General features: G+C 74.2%; 21 protein-coding genes and 1 tRNA gene. 9 read left to right on the top strand and 13 right to left on the bottom strand.

What is annotated here, in order from left to right; translation table 11 throughout:
- Positions 1-65 precede the first annotated feature (65 nt).
- Positions 66-506, top strand: coding sequence for an OsmC family peroxiredoxin (locus ACI784_RS13645; RefSeq protein WP_456922371.1), 441 nt, complete (start codon positions 66-68; stop codon positions 504-506).
- A gap of 107 nt (positions 507-613) precedes the next feature.
- Here ACI784_RS13645 and ACI784_RS13640 read toward each other — a convergent pair whose 3' ends face one another.
- The 8 genes from ACI784_RS13640 to dnaK all read right to left on the bottom strand — a co-directional run bounded on the left by ACI784_RS13640 (position 614) and on the right by dnaK (position 8,381).
- Positions 614-1,171, bottom strand: a complete 558-nt coding sequence (locus ACI784_RS13640; protein ID WP_456922370.1) for a hypothetical protein — start codon at positions 1,169-1,171, stop codon at positions 614-616.
- Positions 1,172-1,357: 186 nt separating this feature from the next.
- Complete coding sequence (locus ACI784_RS13635) at positions 1,358-2,953, bottom strand: MDR family MFS transporter (RefSeq protein ID WP_456922369.1); 1,596 nt, start codon at positions 2,951-2,953, stop codon at positions 1,358-1,360.
- Positions 2,954-2,999: 46 nt separating this feature from the next.
- The gene (locus ACI784_RS13630) at positions 3,000-3,473 is read right to left on the bottom strand and encodes a MarR family winged helix-turn-helix transcriptional regulator (RefSeq protein WP_457013832.1); all 474 of its coding nucleotides are present in this window, start codon (positions 3,471-3,473) and stop codon (positions 3,000-3,002) included.
- Between the two features lie 140 nt (positions 3,474-3,613).
- The gene (locus ACI784_RS13625; RefSeq protein WP_456922367.1) at positions 3,614-4,108 is read right to left on the bottom strand and encodes a MarR family winged helix-turn-helix transcriptional regulator; all 495 of its coding nucleotides are present in this window, start codon (positions 4,106-4,108) and stop codon (positions 3,614-3,616) included.
- Complete coding sequence (locus ACI784_RS13620) at positions 4,105-4,560, bottom strand: heat shock protein transcriptional repressor HspR (RefSeq protein WP_456922366.1); 456 nt, start codon at positions 4,558-4,560, stop codon at positions 4,105-4,107. The genes ACI784_RS13625 and ACI784_RS13620 overlap by 4 nt, the downstream gene beginning before the upstream one ends.
- On the bottom strand, positions 4,557-5,762 hold the full coding sequence (dnaJ, locus tag ACI784_RS13615) for a molecular chaperone DnaJ (RefSeq protein WP_457013831.1): 1,206 nt from the start codon (positions 5,760-5,762) through the stop codon (positions 4,557-4,559). The genes ACI784_RS13620 and dnaJ overlap by 4 nt, the downstream gene beginning before the upstream one ends.
- Positions 5,763-5,781: 19 nt before the next feature.
- Positions 5,782-6,507 (bottom strand): nucleotide exchange factor GrpE, encoded by a 726-nt coding sequence (gene grpE, locus ACI784_RS13610; RefSeq protein WP_456922364.1) that lies wholly within the window; start codon positions 6,505-6,507, stop codon positions 5,782-5,784.
- Positions 6,504-8,381, bottom strand: a complete 1,878-nt coding sequence (dnaK, locus tag ACI784_RS13605; protein ID WP_456922363.1) for a molecular chaperone DnaK — start codon at positions 8,379-8,381, stop codon at positions 6,504-6,506. The genes grpE and dnaK overlap by 4 nt, the downstream gene beginning before the upstream one ends.
- A gap of 526 nt (positions 8,382-8,907) precedes the next feature.
- Here dnaK and ACI784_RS13600 point away from each other — a divergent pair.
- Positions 8,908-11,202, top strand: a complete 2,295-nt coding sequence (locus ACI784_RS13600; RefSeq protein WP_457013830.1) for a heterodisulfide reductase-related iron-sulfur binding cluster — start codon at positions 8,908-8,910, stop codon at positions 11,200-11,202.
- Between the two features lie 105 nt (positions 11,203-11,307).
- Here ACI784_RS13600 and ACI784_RS13595 read toward each other — a convergent pair whose 3' ends face one another.
- Positions 11,308-11,772, bottom strand: a complete 465-nt coding sequence (locus tag ACI784_RS13595) for a DUF4760 domain-containing protein (protein WP_457013829.1) — start codon at positions 11,770-11,772, stop codon at positions 11,308-11,310.
- 145 nt (positions 11,773-11,917) lie between these two features.
- On the opposite strand from ACI784_RS13595, the gene ACI784_RS13590 reads away from it, so the two are divergent.
- Positions 11,918-13,264 carry an MFS transporter gene (locus ACI784_RS13590; RefSeq protein ID WP_457013828.1) on the top strand — a complete coding sequence of 449 codons (1,347 nt, stop codon included), beginning with the start codon at positions 11,918-11,920 and terminating at the stop codon, positions 13,262-13,264.
- Here the strand turns inward: ACI784_RS13590 and dcd are convergent.
- Positions 13,230-13,820: a dCTP deaminase gene (dcd, locus tag ACI784_RS13585; RefSeq protein ID WP_456922358.1), complete on the bottom strand. Its 591-nt coding sequence runs from the start codon at positions 13,818-13,820 to the stop codon at positions 13,230-13,232. The genes ACI784_RS13590 and dcd overlap by 35 nt on opposite strands.
- Before the next feature lie 166 nt (positions 13,821-13,986).
- Between dcd and ACI784_RS13580 the strand changes: the two genes are divergently transcribed.
- The 4 genes from ACI784_RS13580 (at position 13,987) to ACI784_RS13565 (ending at position 21,133) form a co-directional block, all read left to right on the top strand.
- The gene (locus tag ACI784_RS13580) at positions 13,987-16,656 is read left to right on the top strand and encodes a S8 family serine peptidase (protein WP_457013827.1); all 2,670 of its coding nucleotides are present in this window, start codon (positions 13,987-13,989) and stop codon (positions 16,654-16,656) included.
- A gap of 143 nt (positions 16,657-16,799) precedes the next feature.
- Positions 16,800-17,378: a PAS domain-containing protein gene (locus ACI784_RS13575; protein WP_457013826.1), complete on the top strand. Its 579-nt coding sequence runs from the start codon at positions 16,800-16,802 to the stop codon at positions 17,376-17,378.
- Between the two features lies 1 nt (position 17,379).
- Positions 17,380-18,345 carry a methyl-accepting chemotaxis protein gene (locus ACI784_RS13570; protein ID WP_456922355.1) on the top strand — a complete coding sequence of 322 codons (966 nt, stop codon included), beginning with the start codon at positions 17,380-17,382 and terminating at the stop codon, positions 18,343-18,345.
- Positions 18,346-18,451: 106 nt separating this feature from the next.
- Positions 18,452-21,133 carry an ATP-binding protein gene (locus ACI784_RS13565; protein ID WP_457013825.1) on the top strand — a complete coding sequence of 894 codons (2,682 nt, stop codon included), beginning with the start codon at positions 18,452-18,454 and terminating at the stop codon, positions 21,131-21,133.
- 42 nt (positions 21,134-21,175) lie between these two features.
- Here ACI784_RS13565 and ACI784_RS13560 read toward each other — a convergent pair whose 3' ends face one another.
- Both ACI784_RS13560 and ACI784_RS13555 read right to left on the bottom strand, forming a co-directional pair.
- Entirely contained in the window at positions 21,176-22,321 is a 1,146-nt protein-coding gene (locus ACI784_RS13560) for an RNA polymerase sigma factor (protein WP_457013824.1), read from the bottom strand.
- 7 nt (positions 22,322-22,328) lie between these two features.
- Positions 22,329-22,736 carry a YciI family protein gene (locus tag ACI784_RS13555; RefSeq protein ID WP_457013823.1) on the bottom strand — a complete coding sequence of 136 codons (408 nt, stop codon included), beginning with the start codon at positions 22,734-22,736 and terminating at the stop codon, positions 22,329-22,331.
- Between the two features lie 211 nt (positions 22,737-22,947).
- On the opposite strand from ACI784_RS13555, the gene ACI784_RS13550 reads away from it, so the two are divergent.
- A tRNA-Gly gene (locus ACI784_RS13550) sits at positions 22,948-23,018 on the top strand.
- Positions 22,992-23,882 carry a putative protein N(5)-glutamine methyltransferase gene (locus ACI784_RS13545; RefSeq protein ID WP_457013822.1) on the top strand — a complete coding sequence of 297 codons (891 nt, stop codon included), beginning with the start codon at positions 22,992-22,994 and terminating at the stop codon, positions 23,880-23,882. The genes ACI784_RS13550 and ACI784_RS13545 overlap by 27 nt, the downstream gene beginning before the upstream one ends.
- A 60-nt stretch (positions 23,883-23,942) precedes the next feature.
- On the opposite strand, the gene ACI784_RS13540 is transcribed toward ACI784_RS13545, so the two are convergent.
- Positions 23,943-24,371, bottom strand: a complete 429-nt coding sequence (locus tag ACI784_RS13540) for a VOC family protein (RefSeq protein ID WP_457013821.1) — start codon at positions 24,369-24,371, stop codon at positions 23,943-23,945.
- Between the last annotated feature and the right edge of the window lie 65 nt (positions 24,372-24,436).

The following is a 24,436-nucleotide window of genomic DNA, read 5'->3' as shown; positions in this document are numbered from 1 at the left end:
TGACGGTTGCGTGCAACCGTCACGGGTAGGGCGAGCCCCGTAGGCCCCGAGACGGAGGAGATCGCATGCCCACCCGCACTGCCCGCACCGCGTGGAACGGCACCCTGCAGGAGGGGTCCGGTCAGGTCGAGCTGTCCAGCTCGAAGGTCGGCACCTACGAGGTCTCGTTCCCCAAGCGCGCGGCCGAGGACGCCGGCGGCACCACCAGCCCCGAGGAGCTGATCGCCGCCGCCCACTCCGCCTGCTTCGCGATGGCACTGTCCAACGAGATCGCCAAGGCCGGCGGCACCCCCCAGGCCCTGGAGATCGGCGCCGACGTCACGCTCGGCCAGAAGGACGGCGGCCCGCACATCACCAAGATCGCCCTCACCGTGCGCGGTGAGGTGGAAGGCCTCGACGCGGCCGGCTTCGAGAAGGCCGCCCAGGCCGCCAAGGCGGGCTGCCCCGTCAGCAAGGCCCTGGCCGGCGTCGACGAGATCACCCTGGACGCAGCGCTCGAGAGCTGAACAGCACGACGGCGGCAGGACAGAGCCCCCCGGGTGATCGCCCATCCGGGGGGCTCCGTTCGCGCTGGGCGTCGCGGACGTCGGTCCGTTCCGCGTCGACGATCCTCCTACTGCGTCCCTTCCAGCAGTTCCGAGGAGACGTCGGGCGCGGTGCCGCCGACGGTGGTGGTGAGCTCACCGTTGACGGGGTTGAGGACCCCCGCCAGCCTGGCGTTGTTCAGCGCGTGCTGGCCGTTGCCACCGTCACCGGGATTGACGCCGTGGGGCCCCTCGTCGTCCGCCGACACGTTGCCGACACCCTCCCGACCGGTCGAGCCGTCGGTGTTGTCGCTCAGCGTGATGCCCAAGGCGTTGTCACTGCTGGCGAAACCACCGTTGTTGTCGGCGGCCTTGGTCGAGCGCGAGTGCTGCCCCATCGCACCGCCCGTGCCGCCCTCGGCAGTGGTGTCCAACTGCGCCAGGTTGCTCGCGACCTCGCCCCACGCGCTGTTCAGCTGGCCACCCACCTTCGGGGTGTTGGCCACCCTGTCCACCGGATGCGGATTGTCGGCCATCGCGACCGGAGCCCCCATCATCATGAAGCCGGCGGCGCCGGCGAGGACCACTGCTGCTGCACGCTTTCGCACGGGTGTCCCTCCCCCTGGATTGGCTTGCGGGATCAGCACGTTTCCAAGGCTGGGAGGAGAGCCCGCAGGCTGAAGGTCCCGAGTACCCGGGACCGACGACCGCTCGACACCATCCACCGTCGACGGTCGCTCACGATTCGCGACGACACGCACCCGGGCGTCCACGATCGCCCGTCAAGCGTGTCGATCATCCGACGACCCATGTCGGTCCCCGGCCGTCGCGGGCTACTCGCCGCTGCGCAGCCGCTCCTCACCGCTCTGGGTGCTCAGCGCGACCTCGCGGATGAACAGGATGACCACCACCGCGACCACGGCCAGGACGGCGGAGATCGCGAAGATGCGGCCGGTGGCGTCGCCGTAGGAGACCTGGATCAGCGTCCGGATCGCCGGCGGCGCGTCGGCCAGGTCGGCCAGCCCCACCTCGCCGGACGACGCGGCCTGCGCGGCCCCGGGGACGCCGGCCAGGCCCTGGGCGATCAGGTCGCCGACCCGGCTGCTGAGCACCGCGCCGAGCACCGAGACGCCGATCGTGCCGCCCAGGCTGCGGAAGAAGGCCACGGCCGAGCTCGCCGCACCCAGGTCGCGGGCGGCCACCGTGTTCTGCACCGCCAGCACCAGGTTCTGCATGGTCATGCCGATGCCGACGCCCAGGACGAACAGGAAGGCGCCCAGCAGGACCATGTCCGTCTCGTGGTCGATCGTCGACAGGAGCCCGAAGCCGGCCACGACCAGCACCGAGCCCGCGACCAGGTAGGCCTTCCACCGGCCGTGGCGGGTGATGAGGATGCCGGAGACGGTGGAGGAGATCAGCAGGCCGCCGACCATCGGGATGGTCAGCAGACCGGCCGCCGTCGGGGAGTAGCCGCGGGAGATCTGCAGGTACTGGCCGAGGAAGACCGACGACCCGAACATCGCGACACCGATCGCGATGCTGGCGACGATGGCCAGCGTCGTCGTCCGGTCGCGGAACAGCCGCAGCGGGACGATCGGCTCGGGGTGCCGCAGCTCGGTGACGACGAAGGCCACGATGGCCAGCACGCCGCCGGCGAGGAACAGCGCCGTCTCGACCGACCACCAGGGGAAGGTGCCGCCGGCCAGGGTGACCCAGATGAGCAGCGCCGAGACGCCGGCGGTGAGGAAGGTCGCGCCCAGGTGGTCGATGCGCACGTGGCGCCTGGTCATCGGCAGGTGCAGCGTGCGCTGCAGCAGGACCAGCGCGACGACGGCGAACGGGACGCCGACGTAGAACACCGACCGCCAGCCCAGCCAGCTGGTGTCCACCAGGACGCCGCCGATGAGGGGGCCGCCGACGGTGGCCACGGCCATGACCGCACCGATGAGGCCGGAGTACCGGCCGCGCTCGCGGGGGCTGATCATCGCCGCCATCGCGATCTGCACGAGCGCCTGGACGCCGCCGAGGCCGAGGCCCTGCAGGACGCGCCAGGCGATGAGGGTGTCCACCGACTGCGACAGGCCGGCCAGCATCGAGCCGACGATGAAGATGACGATCGAGATCTGGATGAGCAGCTTCTTGCTGAACAGGTCGGCGAGCTTGCCCCAGATCGGCGTCGACGCGGTCGAGGCCAGCAGGGTCGCGGTGACCACCCAGGTGTACTGGCCCTGGGTGCCGCGCAGCTCGGTGATGATCGTGGGCAGGGCGTTGGAGACGACGGTCGAGGACAGGAACGCCACGAACATCGCCAGCAACATGCCCGACAGCGCCGAGAGGATCTGCCGGTGCGTCATCCCGCCCTGCTGCTCGACGGGGGCGACGTCGTCCGGGGCGGCCGCCGCGGTGCGGGGCTCGAGGGTGCTGGTCACGGTGCTCCTGGGCTCGGTGCGGAAGGGGAGGGAGGTGTGGCGCCCCTCACGAGGCGGTCCGGGCGACGCCTGCGGCGGCGGAGGCGTCGAGGTCCGCGGCGAGCCGCTCGAGCAGGTCGCTGAGCAGGCCGGCGTCGTGCTCGTCCCAGTCCGCCAGGGCGGTCTCGGCCCACTCGGAGCGCAGCGCCCGGGTGCCGGCGAGAGCGGCCTCCCCGGCCTCGGTCACGTACACGAGGTGGGCGCGCCCGTCGGCCGGGTCGGGACGCCGGGCCACGTAGCCGGAGCGCTCGAGCACGGCCAACTGGCGGCTGACCACGGAGACGTCCACGCCGGCGCGGGCGGCCAGCACGCTGCAGCGCTGCTCGCCGTCCTGCTGGAGGGGGGCGAGCAGGGCCCAGTCGTAGGACGGCAGGTCGCCGTAGAGCGCGGCGGCCGCGCGGACGCTGAGGTGCCGCCCGCTCCGGACGATGCGGGCCACGCCGGCGGTGAGCCGGTCGCGGGTCTGGGGGGTGATGGGCACGGGGTTCCTCGCCACGATCGTTGCTTGCAGAGTGCAACCATACTGTCCGTTGGTTGTAGTCTGCAACTGTTGTGACGCAGAAGACCCCCGCGGTAACCCAGCGGTCACGACGGGGGTCTGCGGGGGTCGTGCGGGGCGGCTCAGCCGCCCGGGGCGCCGTCCCGGGGTTCGGGGACGGCGCCGGCGTCGCGCGCCTCGCCCAGTCGGTTGAGCCGGCCGAGCAGGTCGCCGAGCGTGGCGATGTCCTCGACCGGCCAGTCGGAGAGGTCGGCCTCCCAGCGGGCGCGCCGGGCGTCGCGGATGCGGCTGAGCCGGGCGTGGCCCTCGGCCGAGGTGCCGAGCACCTGGGCGCGGCCGTCGGCGGGGTCGGGTTCGCGGGTGACCAGGCCGAGGTCGACGAGGGAGGCGATCTGACGGCTCACCGTGCTCTTGTCCAGGCCGAGGCGGGCGACGAGGTCGCTGGCCCGCAGCGGCCCGGAGTCCTCGAGGAGCACCAGCAGGCCGTAGGCCGCGCCGTCCAGGTCGGGGTGGAGCTCACGCGACAGCCGGGCGGACATGGCCCGCGACCGGCGCAGCAGCAGCGCGATCTCCCGCTCCACGTGGACGATCGCCTCGTGCTGGCTGCTGCCGCTCACCGCTGCTGCCCGGGACGCCAGACGACGAGTGCCGAGGTGGCGGGACGCAGCGGCACGAGGTCGCGGCCGTAACCGGCCCGGACGGCGGACTCCGCAGCGATCCGCCGGGCCTCGGCCAGCTCCAGCTCGCCCAGCAGTTCGGTCACCCGCTGCTGCAGCGCCTCCACCTGCGACTCCAGGTCGATGATCCGCTTGATGCCGGCCAGGTTGACGCCGTCCTCCTGCGAGAGGCGCTGGACCTCCCGCAGGAGGGCGACGTCGCGCGGGCTGTACCGCCGGCCGCCACCGGGCGTGCGCCCGGGGCTGACCAGGCCCAGCCGGTCGTACTGGCGCAGGGTCTGCGCGTGCATGCCGGCCAGCTCGGCGGCCACCGAGATGACGAAGACGGGGGCGTCCTCGGCGACCGCGCGCCCGGCCTCGCGCCGCTCCCGGCCGTCGGCCGCGGCGGTCACTTCGTGCTCCCCTGGACGGCGGCGGTGATCCGCGGCCGCGGGTCACCCAGCTCGGCGTCGAGCACCTTGACCGCCTCCTCGGCCGCGGGGCTGAGCCGCTTGGGCACGGCGACCTCGACGGTCACCAGCAGGTCACCGGCCCGGCCCTTGCCCGGCACGCCGCGCCCGCGCACGCGGAGGGTCTGCCCGCTGGCCGTGCCCGCGGGCACCTTGAGGGAGACGCTGCCGTCCAGGGTCGGGACGGTGAGCGTCGTCCCCAGCGCCGCCTCGGCGTAGGTGATCGGCACGGTGAGGGTGAGGTCGCTGCCCTTGCGGCCGAACAACTCGTGCTCGGAGACGTGGACGACGACGTACAGGTCGCCGGCCGGGCCGCCGCGGCGGCCGGGTGCCCCCTTGCCCGCCAGCCGGATCCGCTGGCCGTCCTTGACCCCGGCCGGGATCCGGACGGTGATGGTGCGGGTCTGGGTGGTGACGCCGTTGCCCGCACACGTCGGGCACGGGTCGTCGACCACCTGTCCGGTGCCGCGGCAGTTGCGGCACGGCTCGGAGAAGGCGAACGCGCCCTGGCTGCGGCTGGTGACGCCGGCGCCCTGGCACACCGGGCAGGTGTGCGGCGAGGTGCCGGGCTTCGCGCCGCTGCCGTGGCAGGTCGGGCAGGTGCCCGGGCTCTGCATGCGCAGCGGCACGGTCACGCCGAGGACGGCCTCCTCGAAGGAGAGCGTCGCCTCGGTCTCGACGTCCTGGCCGCGGGCGGGACCGGACGCCGCCTGGCTGCGCGCCCGCGCCGAGCCCGATCCCCCGCCGCCACCGAACAGGCCGCCGAAGAGGTCCCCGAGTCCGCCGGCACCGCCGCGGCCGGAGGTCCCGGCCGCGCCGAACAGGTCGCCGAGGTCGAACGGCTGACCGCCGCCGGCCCCGCCCGGGAACCCCCCGGGGAAGCCGGCGCGCGCGCCCGCGCCGCCGGCCCCGAACAGCCGCCGGGCCTCGTCGTACTCGGCCCGCCGCTTGGTGTCCGACAGCACGTCGTAAGCCTCGGAGACCTCCTTGAACCGGGCCTCGGCCTCGGTGTTGCCCGGGTTCTTGTCCGGGTGGAGGTCCCGCGCCAGCTGGCGGTAGGCCTTCTTGATCGCGGCCGCGTCGGCGTCCTGGGCGACGCCGAGAGCGGCGTAGTAGTCCTTCTCGATGAAGTCCCGGGTGCTCATCGGGCGCCCCCTCTCTGGCTCAGTCGGACGCCGGAGCGCCGTCGCCCGGCGGCGTCGCGGCCTCGATCACCGCGCCGTCGCCCGCGGGAGCCGGGCTCTCCGGGTCGGTGACCGCGACCATCGCCGTCCGCAGCACGCGGTCGCCGCGACGGAAACCCTGCCGCAGGACCGTGCTCGCGGTCGGCACCTGCACCTCGGTCGAGGTGTCGTGCATGACCGCCTCGTGCAGCGACGGGTCGAACGGGTCCCCGGAGACGCCGAAGGCCTCCACGCCCAGCCCGTCGAGCAGGCCCAGCACACGGTCGGCGACCACCTTGAAGGCACCGGTCAGGTCGCCGTGGTCCCGGGCCCGCTCGATGTCGTCGACGATCGGGAACAGCTGCGCGGCGAACCGCTCGGCGGCCTGGTCGACCACGAGCTGGCGGTCCCGCTCGACCCGCCGGCGGTAGTTGGCGTACTCCGCGGTGACCCGCTGGAGGTCCTCGGTCCGCTCGGCGAGCTGGCGGCCCAGGTCGTCGTCCCCCGCCACCGGCTGCTGCTCGGCGACGGTCTCGTGCTCGCTCATCTGCTCCCCTTGCGCCGTCCAGCCCTGTGCTGGCCCCGGCGCGGTCCGGTCCGGAACGTCTGCGCCCGTGCGGGCGCCGGCCGGCTGCTCGCCGGCCGGCTCCCGCACGGTGCCGCTGGTCGGGTCGATGCGCCGCTTGTCGCGGATGACGACCCGCGGCTCCTCTTCCCTCTCCGTCATCGGCGGTCGTTGTCCTCGTCGACGATCTCGGCGTCGACGACGTCGTCGTCGCCCGTCGTCGTACCGGACGGACCGGTGTCACCCGGGGTTCCCGCACCGGCGCCGGGAGCACCCGCGGCAGCCTGGTTCTCGGCCTGCTGGGCGTAGAGGGCCCCGCCGACCTCCTGCGAGACGCGGGCGACCTTCTCCTGCGCCGCCTTGATGGCCGCGATGTCGGAGCCGCCGAGGGCGGAGCGCAGCTCGGTGAGGGCCTCGCCGAGCTCCTCCTTCTTCTCGGCCGGGATCTTCTCGCCGTTCTCCGCGAGGAACTTCTCGGTCTGGTACTGCAGCGACTCGGCCAGGTTGCGGGTCTCGGCCTCCTCGCGGCGGCGCTTGTCCTCCTCCGCGTGGGCCTCGGCGTCCTTCATCATCCGCTCGATGTCGTCCTTCGGGAGGGCCGAGCCGCCGGTGATGGTCATCGACTGCTCCTTGCCCGTGCCGAGGTCCTTGGCCGACACGTGCACGATGCCGTTGGCGTCGATGTCGAAGGCCACCTCGATCTGCGGCACGCCGCGCGGCGCCGGGGGCAGACCGGTCAGCTCGAACATGCCGAGCTTCTTGTTGTAGGCGGCCATCTCGCGCTCGCCCTGGAACACCTGGATCTGCACCGACGGCTGGTTGTCGTCGGCCGTCGTGAAGATCTCGCTGCGCTTGGTCGGGATCGTGGTGTTGCGCTCGATCAGCTTGGTCATGATGCCGCCCTTGGTCTCGATGCCCAGGGACAGCGGGGTGACGTCGAGCAGCAGGACGTCCTTGACCTCACCGCGGAGGACACCGGCCTGCAGCGCGGCGCCGATCGCCACGACCTCGTCCGGGTTGACGCCCTTGTTGGGCTCCTTGCCGCCGGTCAGCTCGCGCACCAGGTCGGAGACGGCGGGCATGCGGGTGGAGCCACCCACCAGGACGACGTGGTCGATCTGGCCGACGGAGATGCCGGCGTCCCGGATGGCCTGGTTGAACGGCGCGCGGGCGCGGTCGAGCAGGTCCTGGGTCATCCGCTGGAACTCGGCGCGGGTGATGGTGACGTCGAGGTGCAGCGGGCCCTCGGCGCCGGCGGTGATGTAGGGCAGGTTGACGTTGGTCGACTGCGCGCCCGACAGCTCGATCTTGGCCTTCTCGGCGGCCTCACGGAGCCGCTGCATGGCCAGCTTGTCCTTGGACAGGTCGATGCCGTTGGAGGCGTTGAACGTCTGCACCAGGTGCTTGACGACGCGCTCGTCCCAGTCGTCACCGCCGAGGTGGTTGTCACCGGCGGTGGCCTTCACCTCGATGACGCCCTCGCCGATCTCCAGCAGGGAGACGTCGAAGGTGCCACCACCGAGGTCGAAGACGAGGATCGTCTGCTCGGTCTCGCCCTTGTCCAGGCCGTAGGCCAGCGCGGCGGCGGTGGGCTCGTTGACGATCCGCAGGACGTTGAGGCCCGCGATCTCACCGGCCTCCTTGGTGGCCTGGCGCTGCGCGTCCTCGAAGTAGGCCGGGACGGTGATGACCGCGTCGGTCACCGGCTCGCCCAGGTAGGTCTCGGCGTCCCGCTTGAGCTTCTGCAGGACGCGGGCGCTGATCTCCTGCGGCGTGTAGCGCTTGCCGTCGATCTCCGGCGACTTCCAGTCGGTGCCCATCTCACGCTTGACGCTGCGGATGGTGCGGTCGACGTTGGTGACGGCCTGGTTCTTCGCCGACTGACCGACGAGGACCTCGCCGTTCTTGGCGAACGCGACGACCGACGGGGTGGTGCGCGAACCCTCGGAGTTGGCGATGACCGTCGGCTCGCCGCCCTCCAGGACGGTGACGACGGAGTTGGTGGTGCCGAGGTCGATACCGACCGCTCGAGCCATGGAGCTGGCCTCTCTTCCGTGTGTACCGGTGTGGTTCTGGTCTACGGGTCAGTTGCCGGATGCCCGCCTTGCGCGGGGTCCACTCAACTTTCCTGCCCACCCTAACGGCAGTCCGGACGGAACTGTTCCCGGGGGGAGCGAGCGGGGTCGCGCGTGCCCGCCGTCCCACCTCCCGGCGACCCGTGACGGCTCGTGGCCGCCCGGCAGCTGTGGTGCGGCGTCCTCCGCGGTGACACGGCGAGGATCACGAGGACGGCGGCCCGTCCGCGCGCCGGCGTCCGAGCTCCCGCGGCACCGCCTCGAAGGGGCGGACGACCGGCCCGGGGACGGCGACCAGTTCCCCGGAGACGCCTCTCCAGCGCCGGACGGCGGCTGCGAGGGCAGGTGGGCAGCAGGGGTTACCGACGAGTAGCGTCCGCGACCGGCGGCTATCGTGCGACGCGTGCGGGCGGTGGCGCCCGCCGCGGTCCGTCGCCGGCGGGCGGGGGATCGACCGACGCCGTCAGGCGTGTGCGGGAGGAAGAAGATGACGGGCCCGTTGCAGGTCGTCCTCGGGACGATCAGCGTCCTGTTCCTGGTGGTGGCCTCGGTGATGGCCTACCGGGCGGTGCGCGCCATGGTCCGGATCATCCGGATCGGTCAGCCCGACGGCACCCGGTCCGGCCCGGTGGGCGCCCGGCTGAAGACGCTGGCAGTGGAGTCCCTGGGCCACACCCGGATGCTCAAGTGGTCGTCGATCGGCGTGGCCCACTGGTTCGTCTTCGCCGGGTTCTACGGCCTGTTCCTCACCCTGGTCGAGGCCTTCGGCGAGGTCTGGAACCCGGCCTTCCACCTGCCGTTGATCGGCGAGTGGAGCCTGTGGAACCTCTTCGCCGACATCATCGGCACCGGCACGATCCTCGGCATCCTCTACCTGGTCTACCGGCGCCAGCGGGACCACCCGCGCCGGCAGGGCCGCGCCAGCCGCTTCGCCGGCACCAACGAGGGCCGCGGCTACTTCGTCGAGGCCGTCGTCCTCACCGTCGGCGTCTGCATCCTGCTGATCCGCGCCCTGAAGATCTCCTCGGACCTGACCGACGCCCCGGCCTGGTCGCACCCGGTCTCCGGCGCGGTGGCCACCCTGCTGCCCGACAGCCCCGACCTGCTCAGCGTCGTCGCCTTCGTCAAGATCGTCGTCTCGCTGGTCTGGCTGGTCGTCATCAGCCGGATCCTCAACATGGGCGTCGCCTGGCACCGGTTCAGCGCCTTCTTCAACATCTACTTCAAGCGTGAGGACGACGGCGGCGTCGCGCTGGGCCCGCTGCAGCCGATGACCTCCGGCGGCGAGCCGATCGACTTCGAGGACCCCGACGAGGACGCGATCTTCGGCCGCGGCAAGATCGAGGACTTCACCTGGAAGGGGATGCTGGACTTCACCACCTGCACCGAGTGCGGGCGGTGCCAGAGCCAGTGCCCGGCGTGGAACACGGGCAAGCCGCTCAGCCCCAAGATGGTGATCATGGACCTGCGGGACCACCTGTACGCCAAGGCCCCGTACCTGCTCGGCGAGAGGACCGCCGGCGAGACCGCCCCCGACTACGACGTCCTGAAGCCCAGTGACGAGCAGGTCTGGGCGTCGGGCTACGCGCGCATCGAGGGCACCAACGACGCCCAGGCCCACCGCCCGCTGGTCGGCACCCTCGAGGAGGGCGGGGTCATCGACCCCGACGTCCTGTGGAGCTGCACCAACTGCGGCGCCTGCGTCGAGCAGTGCCCGGTCGACATCGAGCACGTCGACCACATCGAGGACATGCGCCGCTACCAGGTCCTCATCGAGTCGAGCTTCCCCTCCGAGGCCGGCGTGATGCTGCGCAACCTGGAGAACCGGGGCAACCCGTGGGGCGTGCCGGCCAGCACCCGCGAGGACTGGATCAAGGAGCTGGACTTCGAGGTCCGGATGGCCGACGGCCCGCTGGACTACGACGTCGAGTACCTGTTCTGGGTGGGCTGCGCCGGCGCCATCGACGACCGCGCCAAGAAGGTCACCAAGGCCGTCGCCGAGCTGCTGCACACCGCCGGCGTCGAGTTCGCCGTCCTCGGCTCCGGGGAGACCTGCTCCGGTGACCCGGCGCGGCGCATGGGCAACGAGTTCGTCTTCCAGATGCTGGCGCAGGAGAACGTCGCCACCCTGGACGGCGTCTTCGAGGGCCGGGTGCCGGGGATGCGCAAGATCGTCGCCACCTGCCCGCACTGCTTCAACTCGCTGGGCCGGGAGTACCCGCAGCTGGGCGGGAACTACGAGGTGGTGCACCACACCCAGCTGCTGGGCCAGCTGGTGGAGGAGGGCCGGCTGACCCCGGTCACCCCGGTCGACCGCAAGGTCACCTACCACGACCCGTGCTTCCTCGGTCGGCACAACAAGGTCTACACGCCGCCGCGGGAGATCCTCGACTCCGTCCAGGGCCTCACCACCCAGGAGATGCACCGCTGCAAGGACCGCGGTTTCTGCTGCGGCGCCGGCGGTGCGCGCATGTGGATGGAGGAGAAGATCGGCAAGCGGATCAACATGGAGCGCACCGAGGAGGCGCTCGACCTCGATCCCGACGTCATCTCCACCGCCTGCCCGTTCTGCATCACGATGCTGTCCGACGCGCTGACCACCAAGAAGCAGAACGGCGAGGCCGGCGAGCACGTGGAGGTCCTCGACGTCAGCCAGATCCTGCTGCGGTCGCTGGCCCCGGTCGGCGCCCCCGGCACCGAGTCCGGTGCCGACGTCGGCACCAAGGACGACGACGTCGTGGGCCTGGACTCGGCCAACACGGAGCACGGCCCCCAGAGCTGAGGACCACCGACGGCGCGCGTTCCCCCACGGGAGCGCGCGCCGTCGTCGTCTCCGGAGGGACACCGGGACGCCGACCGCACCGTCCCCACGACCGCCCCTCCGGTGTCACCGCTCCCCCGCCCGGGCCGCCAGCCACTCGAAACCGCGCCACAGCCCCGCGTCCTCGCGACGGGCCCGCTCCCACGCCACGAACTCCGCCGTCACCGACCAGGTGCGCGCGACGTTGGCGCCCCACCCCTCGAGAAGGACGTCCGCGGGCACGATGTCCCGCCGGGCGAGCAGTCCGGCGGCGGACCACGTCGAGCAGACGTGGCGCGCCGCGTCGATCTCCGCCGGAGTCCAGTTCCGGAGGTCGGGGTCGAACGGGCCCGTCCGCGCGACGGCCGCGTAGAGGGTCCGCCCGTCGGCCCGTGCGGTCTCGCTCTGCAGGAAGGTCCACAGCTGGAGCACGTTCGCCCCGCCGCCCCCGTGGCGCGCCAGGCGCACCTGCTTGGCCGCGAAGACCAGGGCGGTGGCCGCGACGACCAGGGCCACGGTCTGGACGAGGTTGGCCCACGCATCACTCGACATGCGCATCGATGCTCCTCGGCGGCCCAGCACCGCGGGTGCACCGTGGGCCCCCCGCCTCCCGGGGCGGCGTGGCCCCACCGCCGATGGTTGCGTGGGCTAACCACCCGGCGCGATGTGGTCGCGGCCCGGGGAGGACCATCGTCGGGTGACCCGCGCCGCCGTCTCCGCCTCCCCCGCCGGCCCGACCGCCACGGATCACCGCCGCGGGCTGCTGCTCATCGGGACGGCGATCGTCCTCACCGGCTTCAACCTGCGCACCGCGGTGAACAGCATCGGGCCGGTGCTGGAGGAGATCGAGCACGGCCTGGGCATCTCCAGCGGGATGGCCGGGCTCATCACGACCATGCCGGTCCTGTGCTTCGCCGCGATCGGCTTCGCCGGGCCGCCGCTGGCCGCCCGCTTCCGCGACGGGCACGTGCTGGCCGGCGCGCTGCTGGCCATGGCCGCGGGGCTGGTGGTGCGGGCCCTGGCCGGAACCTTCTGGCTGTTCCTCGTCGGCACGGTGCTGGCGATGGTCGGCGGGGCGCTGGGCAACGTGCTGCTGCCCAGCCTGGTCAAGCGCTACTTCCCCAGCCGGACGGGCCTGCTGGTCGGCGCCTACAGCATGTCGATGGCCGCGGGCGGCGCGATCGCCTCGATCTCCGCGGCGCCGATCGCCGCCGCGGCCGGGCCTGACGGCTGGCGCTGGGCGCTGGGCTGGTGGGCGGTGCTCGCGCTGCTGGCCGCGCTGCCCTGGCTGGCCGTGCCGGCCCGCCCGGGCGCCTCCCGGGACGCCGCCCGAGACGCCCGCGGCGCCGTGCGGATGCGCTCCCTGGTGCGCAGCCCCATGGCCGTGGCGCTGGCGGTCTTCTTCGGCGCCCAGTCGATGCAGGCCTACGTCCTCATCGGGTGGACGGCGCAGTACCTGCGGGACTCCGGCCTGAGCGCGGCCACCGCCGGTCTGCTGCTCGGCATCAACACCATCGTGGTCATCCCGCTCAACGCGATCATCCCGGTGCTCACCGTGCGCCAGCACCTGCAGCGGCCCCTGCTGGCCGGCTTCGGGGTCTGCTACGTCGCCGGCTGGATGGGCTTGATGCTCGCCCCGCTGACCGTGCCGTGGCTGTGGATGAGCCTGCTCGCCCTCGGCATGGGCACCTTCGCGATGGTGCTCACGCTGATCGGGCTACGGGCACGGACGGCGGAGACGACCGCGGCCCTCTCCACCGTCGTCCAGGGGTGGGGGTACCTGCTCGCCGGTGCCGGACCGCTGCTGGTCGGCGTCCTGCGGGGCAGCACCGGCGGCTACACCGGCATGTTCGTCGTCGTCCTCACCGGGGTGGCGGTGCTCATGGTCACCGGCTGGCTGGTGTCGCGGCCGCGGTTCGTCGACGACGAGGTGCCCGGCTGGGCCCGCGACGCCCACCACGGCGACGTCATCGAGGTGGCCGGCACCGAGCCGCCGGTCACCGTGCACGTCACGGAGCCGGACGGCGGGTCTCGGCGCGGGTGAAGTTGCGGAAGGACCGGGACGGCGTGGGGCCGCGCTGGTCCTGGTAGCGCGAGCCGTAGACCGCCGAGCCGTAGGGGTGCTCGGCGGGGCCGGTCAGCCGGAACAGGCACAGCTGGCCGATCTTCATGCCCGGCCACAGCGTGATCGGCAGGTTGGCCACGTTGGACAGCTCCAGCGTGATGTGCCCGCTGAACCCTGGGTCGACGAAGCCGGCCGTGGAGTGGGTGAGCAGGCCCAGCCGGCCCAGTGAGCTCTTGCCCTCCAGGCGGGCGGCCAGGTCGTCGGGGATGGTCACCACCTCGAGCGTCGAGCCGAGCACGAACTCCCCCGGGTGCAGCACGAACGGCTCGTCGCCGTCGGGCTCGACCAGGGTGGTCAGGTCGTCCTGCTGCTGGGCAGGGTCGATGTGGGTGTACCGCGCGTTGTTGAAGACCCGGAAGAACCGGTCCAGCCGGACGTCGATGCTCGAGGGCTGCACCAGGCCCTTGTCGTAGGGCTCGATGCCGAGCCGCCCCTCGGCGATGGCAGCCGTGATGTCGCGGTCGGACAGCAGCATGCGCCGGAGTCTAGGGAGGTCCGCGACCTCACCATTCCGGGCGAGCCGGAACGCGACCGTCTCAAGCCCTCCGCACAGGGCGTCGTTGCCGTCTCGCAGGCCCTCTGGGGGCCACGTCGTCCGGGGGACGTGCCGGGCAGGGAGTGGAGTGGACGTGCGGAGTCTGATGAGGAGACGGGGGCTGGCCGCGGTACTCGTGGCCGCCGCCGTCGCGGGGTACGCCGGGGCCGCGGCCGTGACCGCACTCGCGGGACCGGCCGTGGCGCCGGCCGGTGAGTACGGCCCCGGAGACGGGCTGAGCCGCTACGTCGTCACCGCCGACGCGGGCGTCCCCACTGCGGACCTCGTGGCCCGTCTGGGCGCAGCCGGCGCCGTGGTGACCGTCCAGGCGCTCAGCGACGGCCGGGCGCTGGCCGCGACCGAGGGGCTCACCCCGCGCGACCTCGAGGCCGTGCCCGGTGTGGCCGAGGCCGAGTACTCGCCGCCGGTGCCGGTCCTGGGGAGCATCACCGACCCGTACTGGCCGTCCTACGGCTGGAACCTCGAGAACACCGGCGCGAACGCCTACAGCCAGGCGATCACCGCCGACGTGGACGTCGACGCCACCACCGGCTGGGAGGGCGGGACCGGCCGCGGCATGATCGTCGCCGTCACCGACACCGGCTTCGACTCCGACCACCCCGACCTCGTCGGCTCGCTGTGGAGCAACCCGGCCGAGAGCTGCGGCTCGGTGGACCGGGACGGCAACGGCAAGGCCGGTGACTGCCACGGCTGGAACTTCGTCACCGGCTCCGCGGACATCGACAACGGCGCCGGCGGCACGCACGGGACCAACGTCGCCGCGGTCGTCGGTGCCCGCGCCGGCAACGGCCAGGGGACGGCCGGCGTCGCCCCGGACGTGCAGCTCATGCCGCTGGTCATCGGCACCGGGGACGGCGTCGACGCCTTCCTCGGCGCGGAGGCGATCCGGTACGCCGCCGACCACGGTGCGGCCGCGGTCAACGCCTCGTGGGGCGGCGCGTTCACCGGTTCGGCGCTGACCGCGGTGCGGGACGCGATCGAGTACGCGGAGTCCAAGGGCGTCGTCGTGGTCGCGGCGGCGGGCAACGACGCCGGCGACCGCGACACCGCGCCGCTGTACCCGGCGAGCTACACGAACAGCAACCTCATCACCGTGGGCTCGCACACCGCCTCGGACACGATCACCCCCTCCTCCGCCTACGGCGCCACCTCGGTGGACCTGTTCGCTCCGGGGAACCTCGTCTTCACCGCCTGGAACGACGGGGGCTACCGGCTGGTGGGCGGGACGTCCATCGCGGCTCCGCACGTCGCCGCGGCGGTGGCCCTGTACCGCGCGCAGATGCCGGACGCGACCGCCGACGAGGTCAAGGCGGCCCTCCTCGGGGACGTCGTGCCGGTGTCGGCCTACGCCGGGAGGTCGGTGACCGGCGGTCGCCTGTCCCTCGCGGGTCTGGCCGAGGCCCGCTCGGACCGGGTCGACTACACCTTCACGTCGATGACCGCGCCGGCGGGCGTGGTGACCCCGCGGATCGCCGCCTCCGGCACCGCCGGCAGTGGCGACTACGCCGTCACGCTGGGCCTCGGCATGGAGCACCAGGGCGAGGTGTGGGCCGTCGCGGACGCCGAGCTGACCGTGGGCGGCACCACCGTGGCCACCGACGACACCGGGACGGCGCGCTTCCCGCTGGGCAGCGCCGCCGGCCCGGGCGCCCTCGCCCTCTCCCCCTCGGTCGAGCTGGGCGACGGCCGCTACGTGCTCACGGTGCAGCTGGAGAAGGACGGCGCCGCCCTCGGGCAGACCGTCGCGGCCCCGCTGGTCGTCGGCGCGGTGGCGGGATCCCCGTCCGCCGGCTCCGGCAGCCCGGGCACGGGTGGCACCCAGCCCGGCACCGGCGGGACGAGCCCCGGCGCCACCACGCCCGGGACCGGCGGCTCCGGTGGCAGCAGCCCCGGCACACCCAGCACCCCGAGCACGCCGAGCACGCCCAGCAGCCCCAGCACGCCCAGCACCCCCAGCACGCCCGGCAGCACGCCGGGCACCGGCGGCTCCGGCGGCGACGACCCCGGCACGCCCAGCAGCCCGAGCTCGCCGGGCACCGGGGGCACCCAGCCCGGCACCGGCGGGACCGGCCCCGGCGGCACCAGCCCCGGTGGCACCACACCGGGCACCGGCGGCTCCGGCGGCAGCACCCCCGGCACACCGAGCAGCCCGAGCTCGCCCGGCACGGGGGACACCGAGCCCGGCACCGGCGGCACGGACCCCGGCACGGGTGGCGAGGTCACCTTCCCGAACGTGGGCCCGTTCGGCATCACCTCGCTCAGCCCAGCGCGGGTCGGTACGGCCGGCGGTGAGACGGTCACCATCCGCGGCAGCGCCCTGCCGGACGGCGCGCGGGTGCGCGTCGGGGACTCCGCCTCCGCGGCGGTGCTCCGGGTCGCGGCCGACCAGGTGCAGTTCCGGGCGCCGGCCCGGGCGGCGGGGACCTACGACGTCCACGTCTTCGCCCCCGACGGCCGGGAGTCGGTCCTCGCCTCGGCGCTGACCTACCTCGCGCCGGCTCCCGGCGGGTCCGGCACCGGTGGCAGCGACCCCGGCACGCCGGACGGCACCACCCCCGGCGGCTCGGGCAGCAGCCCCGGTGACAGCACCCCCGGCGGCACCACGCCGGGTGGCTCCGGCACCGGGGGCATCGTGCAGCCGGACGTCGCGACCGGCCCCGCCGGCCAGCGACTGGTGCGCAGCGCGGTGTTCGGCGGGCTGCGCGGGATCTGGTCGACCGACTGCTCGGTGTCCTGCACCGGCGTCCGGATCTGATCGCCCCCGCCCCGTCCCGGACCCTCGGTCCGGGGCGGGGCGCGGCGCCGTCCGCCGGAACGGACGGCGGCGTTCCGGCTACACCGGGGGCGGGCCCTGCCGATGACACAGGGGTCACGTCGGCGCCCGCCCCAGGAGGACCCTTGCTCGGCACGCAGGTGACGCGTCCCGCTCCCCGGGGCGCCGGCCGCGGCATCCGGCCCACCGGCGAGGAGCGCACGTTCCGCCCCGACGAGCTGATCGTCTCCAAGACCGACCAGCGCGGCGTGATCACCTACGCCAACGACGTCTTCCTGCGGGTCAGCGGCTACCACCTCGACGAGGTCGTGGGGCAGCCGCACAACCTCATCCGGCACCCGCAGATGCCGCGCGCGCTGTTCGCGCTGCTGTGGCAGACCCTCACCGAGGGCCGGGAGCTGTTCGCGTACATCAACAACCTCGCCTCCGACGGCGCCCACTACTGGGTCCTGGCCCACGTCACGCCGTCCTACGGCGCCGACGGCTCGGTGACCGGCTACCACTCCAACCGGCGCAGCCCCGCCCGCGGCGCGATCCGGCAGGTGACCCCGCTCTACGAGCGGCTGGTGGCCGAGGAGCGCCGGCACCCCACGGCCAGGGCCGCGGTCGCGGCGTCCTCGCGGTTGCTGGACGACCTGGTCGCGGAGCAGGCGTCGTCCTACGACGAGTTCATCTGGTCGGTCATCAACCGCGAGGAGCGCTGACGTGGGCATCCGCACGAGGGGCGAGGGCACCCGGCGCAGCGACGCGGAGGAGCTCGCCGCCTACCGGGAGTTCGTGCGCCAGCTGACCGCCACCTGCGAGGCCGCCGCCCGCGGCGACCTGGAGGCCCGCAGCCGCCCGACGCCGGGCATGGAGGACGTGCCGGAGCTGCTGGCGCTGCACCACAGCGCCAACCGGGTGCTGGACGTCTCCGACGCCTTCGTCCGGGAGTCCTCCGCCGCGCTGGGGGCGGCGGCGGAGGGCCGCTTCCACCGCTCGGTGCTGCTCACCGGCCTGGCAGGGGCCTACCGCAAGGGCGCGACGGAGATCAACACGGCGCGGCAGGCCATGGAGCGGACCGCCGGCCGGGTCACCGAGGCCCAGACCGCCCGGCTGCGGCTGGCCGACGAGTTCGAGGCCGTCGTCCTGGCGATGTCGGAGCAGGTGGCGACGGCGTCGACGGAGATGAGCGCCTCGGCGTCCGGGCTGACCGCCGCGGCGTCGGCGGCGAGCGCGGAGACCGGCACCGCCCAGGAGACGATGAGCTCGCTCACCCGCTCCTCGGCGGAGATCAAGGACGTCATCGCGCTCATCGACGCCGTCGCGGCACAGACCCGGCTGCTGGCCCTCAACGCCACCATCGAGGCCGCGCGCGCCGGCGAGGCCGGCAAGGGCTTCGCCGTCGTCGCCACGGAGGTCAAGGACCTCGCCGACCAGACCGCCCGGGCCACCGTGCGGGTCACCACGCAGGTCGAGCGGATCCGGGAGGCCTGCGAGGAGGTCGCCGCCGTCATGGACGAGGTGGGGACGACGGTCACCGAGATGAACGGGCTGGTCGACGGGATCGCCGCGGCGGTCGACGGCACGGCCTCGATGGGCGCCGGGGCCGGCGACATCACCGGGCTGTCCCGGATGGCCGAGCGGCTGCGGTCGGAGGCGACCGGGTTCCTCGCCGAGATGCGCCGCTGACGCCGGGGTACCGTTTCGGGCTGTCGTCCGGATGCTGACCGGGCGGCGGGCCGCGCACGAGCCACAGCGCCGGCGCAGCAGTCGAGGACCGGAACCGGAGGTGTGCGTGCGCGCCAGCGCCGGTGCCGAACGGCCGCCGGGCCCCGGGGACGTCGAGCTCTTCCGGGACGGCGGCGAGAACGGCCGGTTCATGGCCGCGCTGGACTGGTCGGCGACCCCGCTCGGGCCGGTCGACGGCTGGCCGGCCAGCCTGCGGCACGCCGTCCGCACGGTGCTGGCCTCGCGGTTCCCGATGATCCTCACCTGGGGCCCGCGGTACACCCAGATCTACAACGACGCCTACGCCGACCTGATCGGCGCGAAACACCCCGGCGCGATCGGCGAGGACCTGCGGGTCACGCTCGCGGAGGGCTGGTCCGCGCTGCGGGAGCCGGTCGAGCGGGCCATGACCACCCGCGAGCCGTCGTGGATCCCCGAGCTGCTGCTCCTGCTGGAGCGGGCCGGCTACCGCGAGGAGACCTACTTCACCGTCTCGCACGCCCCGGCCTACGGCGACGACGGCGAGGTCGCCGGCATGCACGCGGTGTGCACCGAGGTCACCCGCCGGGTGCTGGCCGAGCGCCGGCAGCGGCTGCTGCGCGACGTCGCGTCCTCGGCGGGACTGGTGGGCGAGGAGGAGCACGACCCGGTGGCGGACATGACCGCATCGCTGGCCGGGCACCCCCTCGACGTCCCGTTCGCGGCGGTCTACCTCGCCGAGCCGGGCACCCCCGGACTGCGGCGCGCGGCCACCGTCGGCTGCGACCCGCGGCTGCTGCCCGAGACGGCCGATTCCGCCGCCGCGCTGCAGCCCTTCGAGGCCGAGGGCCTCGGGATCCCCGGCGGGCCGTGGGGCGACCCGGTCACCGCCGCCGTCGTCATCCCCCTGGCCGGCCCCGGTGGCGACGAGGTCGGGGCCCTGGTGGTCGGCGTCAACCCGAACCGGGCTCTCGACGAGGAGTGCCGCTCGTTCCACGAGCTGCTCGCCGGCCAGTTCACCGGCGCCGTGCTCAACGCCCGCGCCTACGCCGCCGAGCGGTCCCGCGCCGAGGCGCTGACCGAGCTCGACGAGGCCAAGACGGCGTTCTTCGCCAACGTCAGCCACGAGCTGCGCACGCCGCTGACGCTGCTGCTGGCCCCCATCGGCGACGCCCTGGCCGGCACCGCGCTGCCGCCGTCCGTCCGTGACCAGCTCACCCTCGCCCTGCGCAACGGCCAGCGGCTGCAGGGCCTGGTGAACGACCTGCTGGAGTTCGTCAGCATCGAGGCCGGCCGCACCTCCGCCGTCCGGGTGGCGACCGACCTCGCCGCCCTCACCGCGGAGCTGGCCGGGGTGCTGCGCGCGGCCGCGGAGCGGGCCGGGCTGCGGCTGGTCGTCGACTGCCCGCCGCTGGGGCGGCCGGCCCACGTCGACCGGCGGATGTGGGAGAAGGTCGTCCTCAACCTGGTCGCCAACGCGGTGAAGTACACCTTCGTCGGCAGCATCGGGGTCACCCTGCGGGCCGACGGCGACACGATCACCCTGCAGGTGTCCGACACCGGCGTGGGCATCCCGGCCGAGGAGCTGCCGAACCTGTTCGAGCGGTTCCACCGGGTCCCCGACTCCCCCGCCCGCAGCAGGGAGGGCACCGGGCTCGGGCTGGCGATGGTCCGCGAGCTGGTCGGCCTGCACGGCGGCACCGTCACGGTGACCAGCGAGCCCGGGGTCGGCAGCACGTTCACCGTCACCCTGCCGTTCGGTTCCCCGGACGCCGCCGACGGCGCCGCCGCACCGTCGCCGGCCGCGCGCGGTGCGGCCGTCACCCCCTGGGACGACGACCTCGCCTGGACCGCGCCCGAGCCCCGCCCCGCCGGGGGCGCCGGCGTCCTCGTCGTGGACGACAACGCCGACATGCGCGCCTACCTCACCCGGCTGCTGTCCCCGCACTGGACCGTCCGGACGGCGACCAACGGCGAGGAGGCGCTGGAGAGCGTGGCCGCGGCCCGGCCGGACGTCGTCCTGACCGACGTGATGATGCCGGGGCTGGACGGCTTCGGGCTGCTGCGGGCGTTGCGCGCCGACCCCGCGACCCGGAGCGTGCCGGTGGTCGTGCTGACCGCGCGCGCCGGCCAGGAGGCCGCCGTCGAGGGCTTCGACGCCGGGGTCGACGACTACCTGGCCAAGCCGTTCGAGTCGGCGGAGCTGGTGGCCCGGCTGCGGGCGGTGCTGGCGCGCGCCGCCGGGGCCCGTGCCGCCGTCCCGACGCCGCCGTCGTCGGCACGGATCGACGTCGACGGCGCTCCGCCGCCCGCCCCTGCCGGACCGCCCGTCCCGCGCGTGCCGATGACCGGTCCCCCGCCGGCCGCGACGGTCCGCGGGGACGGCGCGGCCGCGGCGCCGGGCCCGGTCTCCGGCCGCTGGCGGTTCCCCGCGGCGAGCTCCTCCATCCCCGCGCTGCGCCGCCGGCTGCGCGGCCTGTTCGCCGAGGCGGGCCTCGACGAGGAGCGGGCCTACGACCTCGTGCTGGCCACCTGCGAGGCGGCCACGAACGCCGTCGAGCACGCGCAGGACCCGACCGAGCCGTTCATCGACGTCGCGGCGGAGGTCGTCGCCGGGCGGGTGGAGGTGGCCGTCCGCGACTACGGCCGGTGGCGCGAGCGGGTGCCGAGCATGGACCGCGGTCGCGGGTCGATGCTGATGAGCGCGGTCGGGGAGATCACCGCCACCCCGAGCCCGGCCGGGACGACGGTGGTCATCCGCTCGGCCTGAGCCGGCCTGGCAGCCCGCCTCCGCACGGGCACGTGCGACCGCTCAACCGCGCAGTTCCGCGTTGAGCCGTGCGGCCTGCCGCGTGAGGTGGTCGCGTTCGGGGAGGTTGGGCGCCGATCGGGCCGCGTCGGCGTAGAGGCGGGCTGCGGTCGCCGGGTTCCCCGCCCGCTCGTGCAGGTACGCCGCGACGGCGGAGTGGCGGGGCAGGGCGGGGTCGAGCTCCGCCAGAGCGGCCAGACCGGCCCGCGGGCCGTCGGCCTCGCCGACCGCGACGGCCCGGTTGAGGCGGGCCACCGGGCTGCCGGTGAGCCGCACCAGCTCGTCGTACCACTCGACGATCTGGACCCAGTCGGTCTCCTCCGCCGTCCGGGCGTCAGCGTGCAGGGCGGCGACGGCGGCCTGGGCCTGGAACTCCCCCAGCCGGTCGCGGGCGAGGGCGGCCTGGAGCACCTCGACGCCCTCGGAGATCAGAGCGGTGTCCCACAGCGAGCGGTCCTGCTCGGCGAGGGGCACGAGGCTGCCGTCGGCCCGGGTCCGGGCGGGGCGCCGCGCGTGGTGCAGCAGCATGAGCGCGAGCAGGCCCGCGACCTCCTCGTGGTCGGTCCGCGCCGCCAGCTGGCGAGTGAGCCGGATGGCCTCGGCGGCGAGGTCGACGTCGCCGGAGTAGCCCTCGTTGAAGACCAGGTAGAGCACCCGCAGCACCGTGGCGACGTCGCCGGGCTGGTCGAGCCGGACGCCGGAGACGGTGCGCTTGGCCCGGCTGATGCGCTGGGCCATGGTCGCCTCCGGCACGAGGTAGGCCTGCGCGATCTGGCGGGTGGTCAGACCGCCGACCGCGCGCAGGGTGAGCGCGACGGCCGAGGCCGGGGTCAGGGACGGGTGGGCGCACAGGAAGTACAGCTGCAGCGTGTCGTCGACCTCCGTCCCCGGTCCGGGCGCCGGCTCGTCCTCGGCGACCTCCTCGCGCCGCCGGCGGGACGTGTCGGCGCGGGCGGCGTCGAGGAACTTGCGCCACGCCACGGTGACCAGCCAGCCCTTGGGGTCCCGCGGCGGGTCCTCCCGCCACACCCGCACGGCCTCGACCAGCGCGTCCTGGACGGCGTCCTCAGCCGCCGCGAAGTCTGCTCCGCGGCGGCCGAGGATCCCGATCACGGTGGGGGTGAGGGTCCGCAGCAGGGCCTCGTCCACCGGTGCGTCACTCCGTGATGGTCGGCGGCGCGGCCAGGAACGGGCGCATTTCGAGCCACTCGTGGATCGGCTTCCCACCCGCGCCCGGGGCCGAGGACAGCTCGCCGGCCAGTTCGACCGCCCGCTCCTGGGTCTCGACGTCGATGATCATCCAGCCGGCGATCAGGTCCTTGGTCTCGGCGAACGGGCCGTCGGTGACCGGCGGCCGCCCCTCCCCGTCGGAGCGGACCCACATGCCCTCCGGGGAGAGTGCCTGCCCGTCGACGAACTCACCGGTGCCCTCGAGGCGGGCGGCGAAGTCCTGCATGTACTGCACGTGGGCCGTCACCTCCTCGGGCGTCCACTGGTCCATCGGCACGTCGTTGGCCGGCGCCGGCGCGCCACGGTAGTGCTTGAGGAGCAGGTACTTGGCCATCGTGTTCTCCCTCGTCAGGTGCGGCCATTCTGGCCGCGTGCACCCGGGGGGACGGAGCCGTGCGCCGGTTCTCGACATCCCACCGCGACACATCTCCTGGCGGATTCGTTCCGCGGACCGGGCCGCAGCTCCCGCGCGGACGAGCCGTGTACGATCTCCGGGAACGCTCACCGAGCGGCGGGTCCCCCAGCCGCTCAGGCCCGAGCGCTCCGCGGGTGTAGTTCAATGGCAGAACATCAGCTTCCCAAGCTGACAGTGCGAGTTCGATTCTCGTCACCCGCTCTCTCCGCCCCTCGCGGGCAGCCCCGGCGGGCCGACGTCCGTGCCCGGCCGGAGGCCCCCATCCCCCCTCCTGACCTCATCGTCCGGCTGCGCGCCGCCGGCTGCGTCTTCGCCGAGGAGGAGGCCGCCGCCCTCGTCGCCACGGCGCCCGACCCCACCGCGCTCGAGGCCCTGGTCGCGCGGCGGGTGGCCGGCGAGCCCCTGGAGACTCTGCTGGGCTGGGCGGAGTTCTGCGGCCTGCGCATCGCCGTGGAGCCCGGCGTCTTCGTGCCGCGCCGGCGGACCGGCCTGCTCGTCGACCGCGCCGCGGCGGCCCTGCGGGGCGTCCCGCGGCCGGTCGTGGTCGACCTGTGCTGCGGCACCGGCGCCGTGGGCGCGGCCGTGGCCGCCGCGGTGGGCGCGGTCGAACTGCACGCCGCCGACGTCGACCCGGTGGCGGTCCGCTGTGCCGCGCGCAACGTCGCCCCCACCGGCGGGCGGGTGCACCAGGGAGACCTCTACGCCGCGCTGCCGCCGCAGCTGTGCGGGCGGGTGGACCTGCTCGCGGTCAACGCCCCCTACGTGCCGACCGCGGCGATCGCGCTCATGCCCCCGGAGGCGCGCGACCACGAGCCCCGCACGGCCCTGGACGGCGGTCCGGACGGCGTCGACCTGCAGCGCCGGGTGGCCGCGGGTGCGCGCCGCTGGCTGGCGCCGGGCGGGGTCCTGCTGCTGGAGACCAGCCGGGCGCAGGCGGCGCTCACCGCGGCCGCCGTCACCGCCGGCGGCCTGGTGGCCGAGGTGCTGCACGACGAGGAGCGCGACGCCACCGTCGTGGCCGGCACCGCCGGCCGGCGGCTCACTGCAGGGCCGGCGCCAGGCTGACGAGGGCGAGGACCAGGACCACGGGGGTCGTGACCAGCCGCTCCCGCTCGGCTCGCGGGCTCACCCGGTGAACCGCACCGTCCCGTCGGGGTCGACGACCAGCCCGGGGTTGTGCGCGATCTCCCAGCGGAAACCGTCGGGGTCGGCGACGTGGGCGGTGTACCCGCCCCACGACGCCCGCGCCGGTGCGGCCACGACCTCCCCGCCGGCCGCGGCCATCTCGGCCACGACCCGGTCCACCTCCGCCTCGCTGCCGACGTTGTGCGCCAGCGCGATCGGGGGTGGCGGCACGGGGCCGCGCGCGGTGCCGGCGTCCCGGGCGAGGAGCTCGCGGTCGTAGAGGGCGAGGAGCAGCCCCGCCCCCACCTGGATGAAGAACGACTCGCCGGCATCGAGGACCGGCCGCCAGCCCAGGCCGTCGACGTAGAAGCGGCGGGACGCGTCGAGGTCGGTGACGCCGAGGGTCACGAGGCTCACGCGCGGCTGCACGCCCCCACCCTGCCGCGACGGCGCCCGCCCCGACACCCCTCCGGATCCGTACCTGTCCGATCACT

The sequence above is a fragment of the Geodermatophilus sp. SYSU D01186 genome (genome assembly GCF_054050215.1).
The sequence above is the reverse complement of the archived record's forward strand: the minus strand, read 5'-3'. Positions and strand labels throughout refer to the sequence as shown.

Excerpts from the sequence above, each read along its gene's own strand:
- ACI784_RS13645 (WP_456922371.1), top strand. The coding sequence starts at position 66 with ATGCCCACCCGCACTGCCCGCACCGCGTGGAACGGCACCCTGCAGGAG.
- dnaJ (WP_457013831.1), bottom strand. The coding sequence starts at position 5,762 with ATGAGCACCCGGGACTTCATCGAGAAGGACTACTACGCCGCTCTCGGC.
- grpE (WP_456922364.1), bottom strand. The coding sequence starts at position 6,507 with ATGACGGAGAGGGAAGAGGAGCCGCGGGTCGTCATCCGCGACAAGCGG.
- dnaK (WP_456922363.1), bottom strand. The coding sequence starts at position 8,381 with ATGGCTCGAGCGGTCGGTATCGACCTCGGCACCACCAACTCCGTCGTC.
- ACI784_RS13600 (WP_457013830.1), top strand. The coding sequence starts at position 8,908 with ATGACGGGCCCGTTGCAGGTCGTCCTCGGGACGATCAGCGTCCTGTTC.
- ACI784_RS13595 (WP_457013829.1), bottom strand. The coding sequence starts at position 11,772 with ATGTCGAGTGATGCGTGGGCCAACCTCGTCCAGACCGTGGCCCTGGTC.
- dcd (WP_456922358.1), bottom strand. The coding sequence starts at position 13,820 with ATGCTGCTGTCCGACCGCGACATCACGGCTGCCATCGCCGAGGGGCGG.
- ACI784_RS13580 (WP_457013827.1), top strand. The coding sequence starts at position 13,987 with ATGAGGAGACGGGGGCTGGCCGCGGTACTCGTGGCCGCCGCCGTCGCG.
- ACI784_RS13555 (WP_457013823.1), bottom strand. The coding sequence starts at position 22,736 with ATGGCCAAGTACCTGCTCCTCAAGCACTACCGTGGCGCGCCGGCGCCG.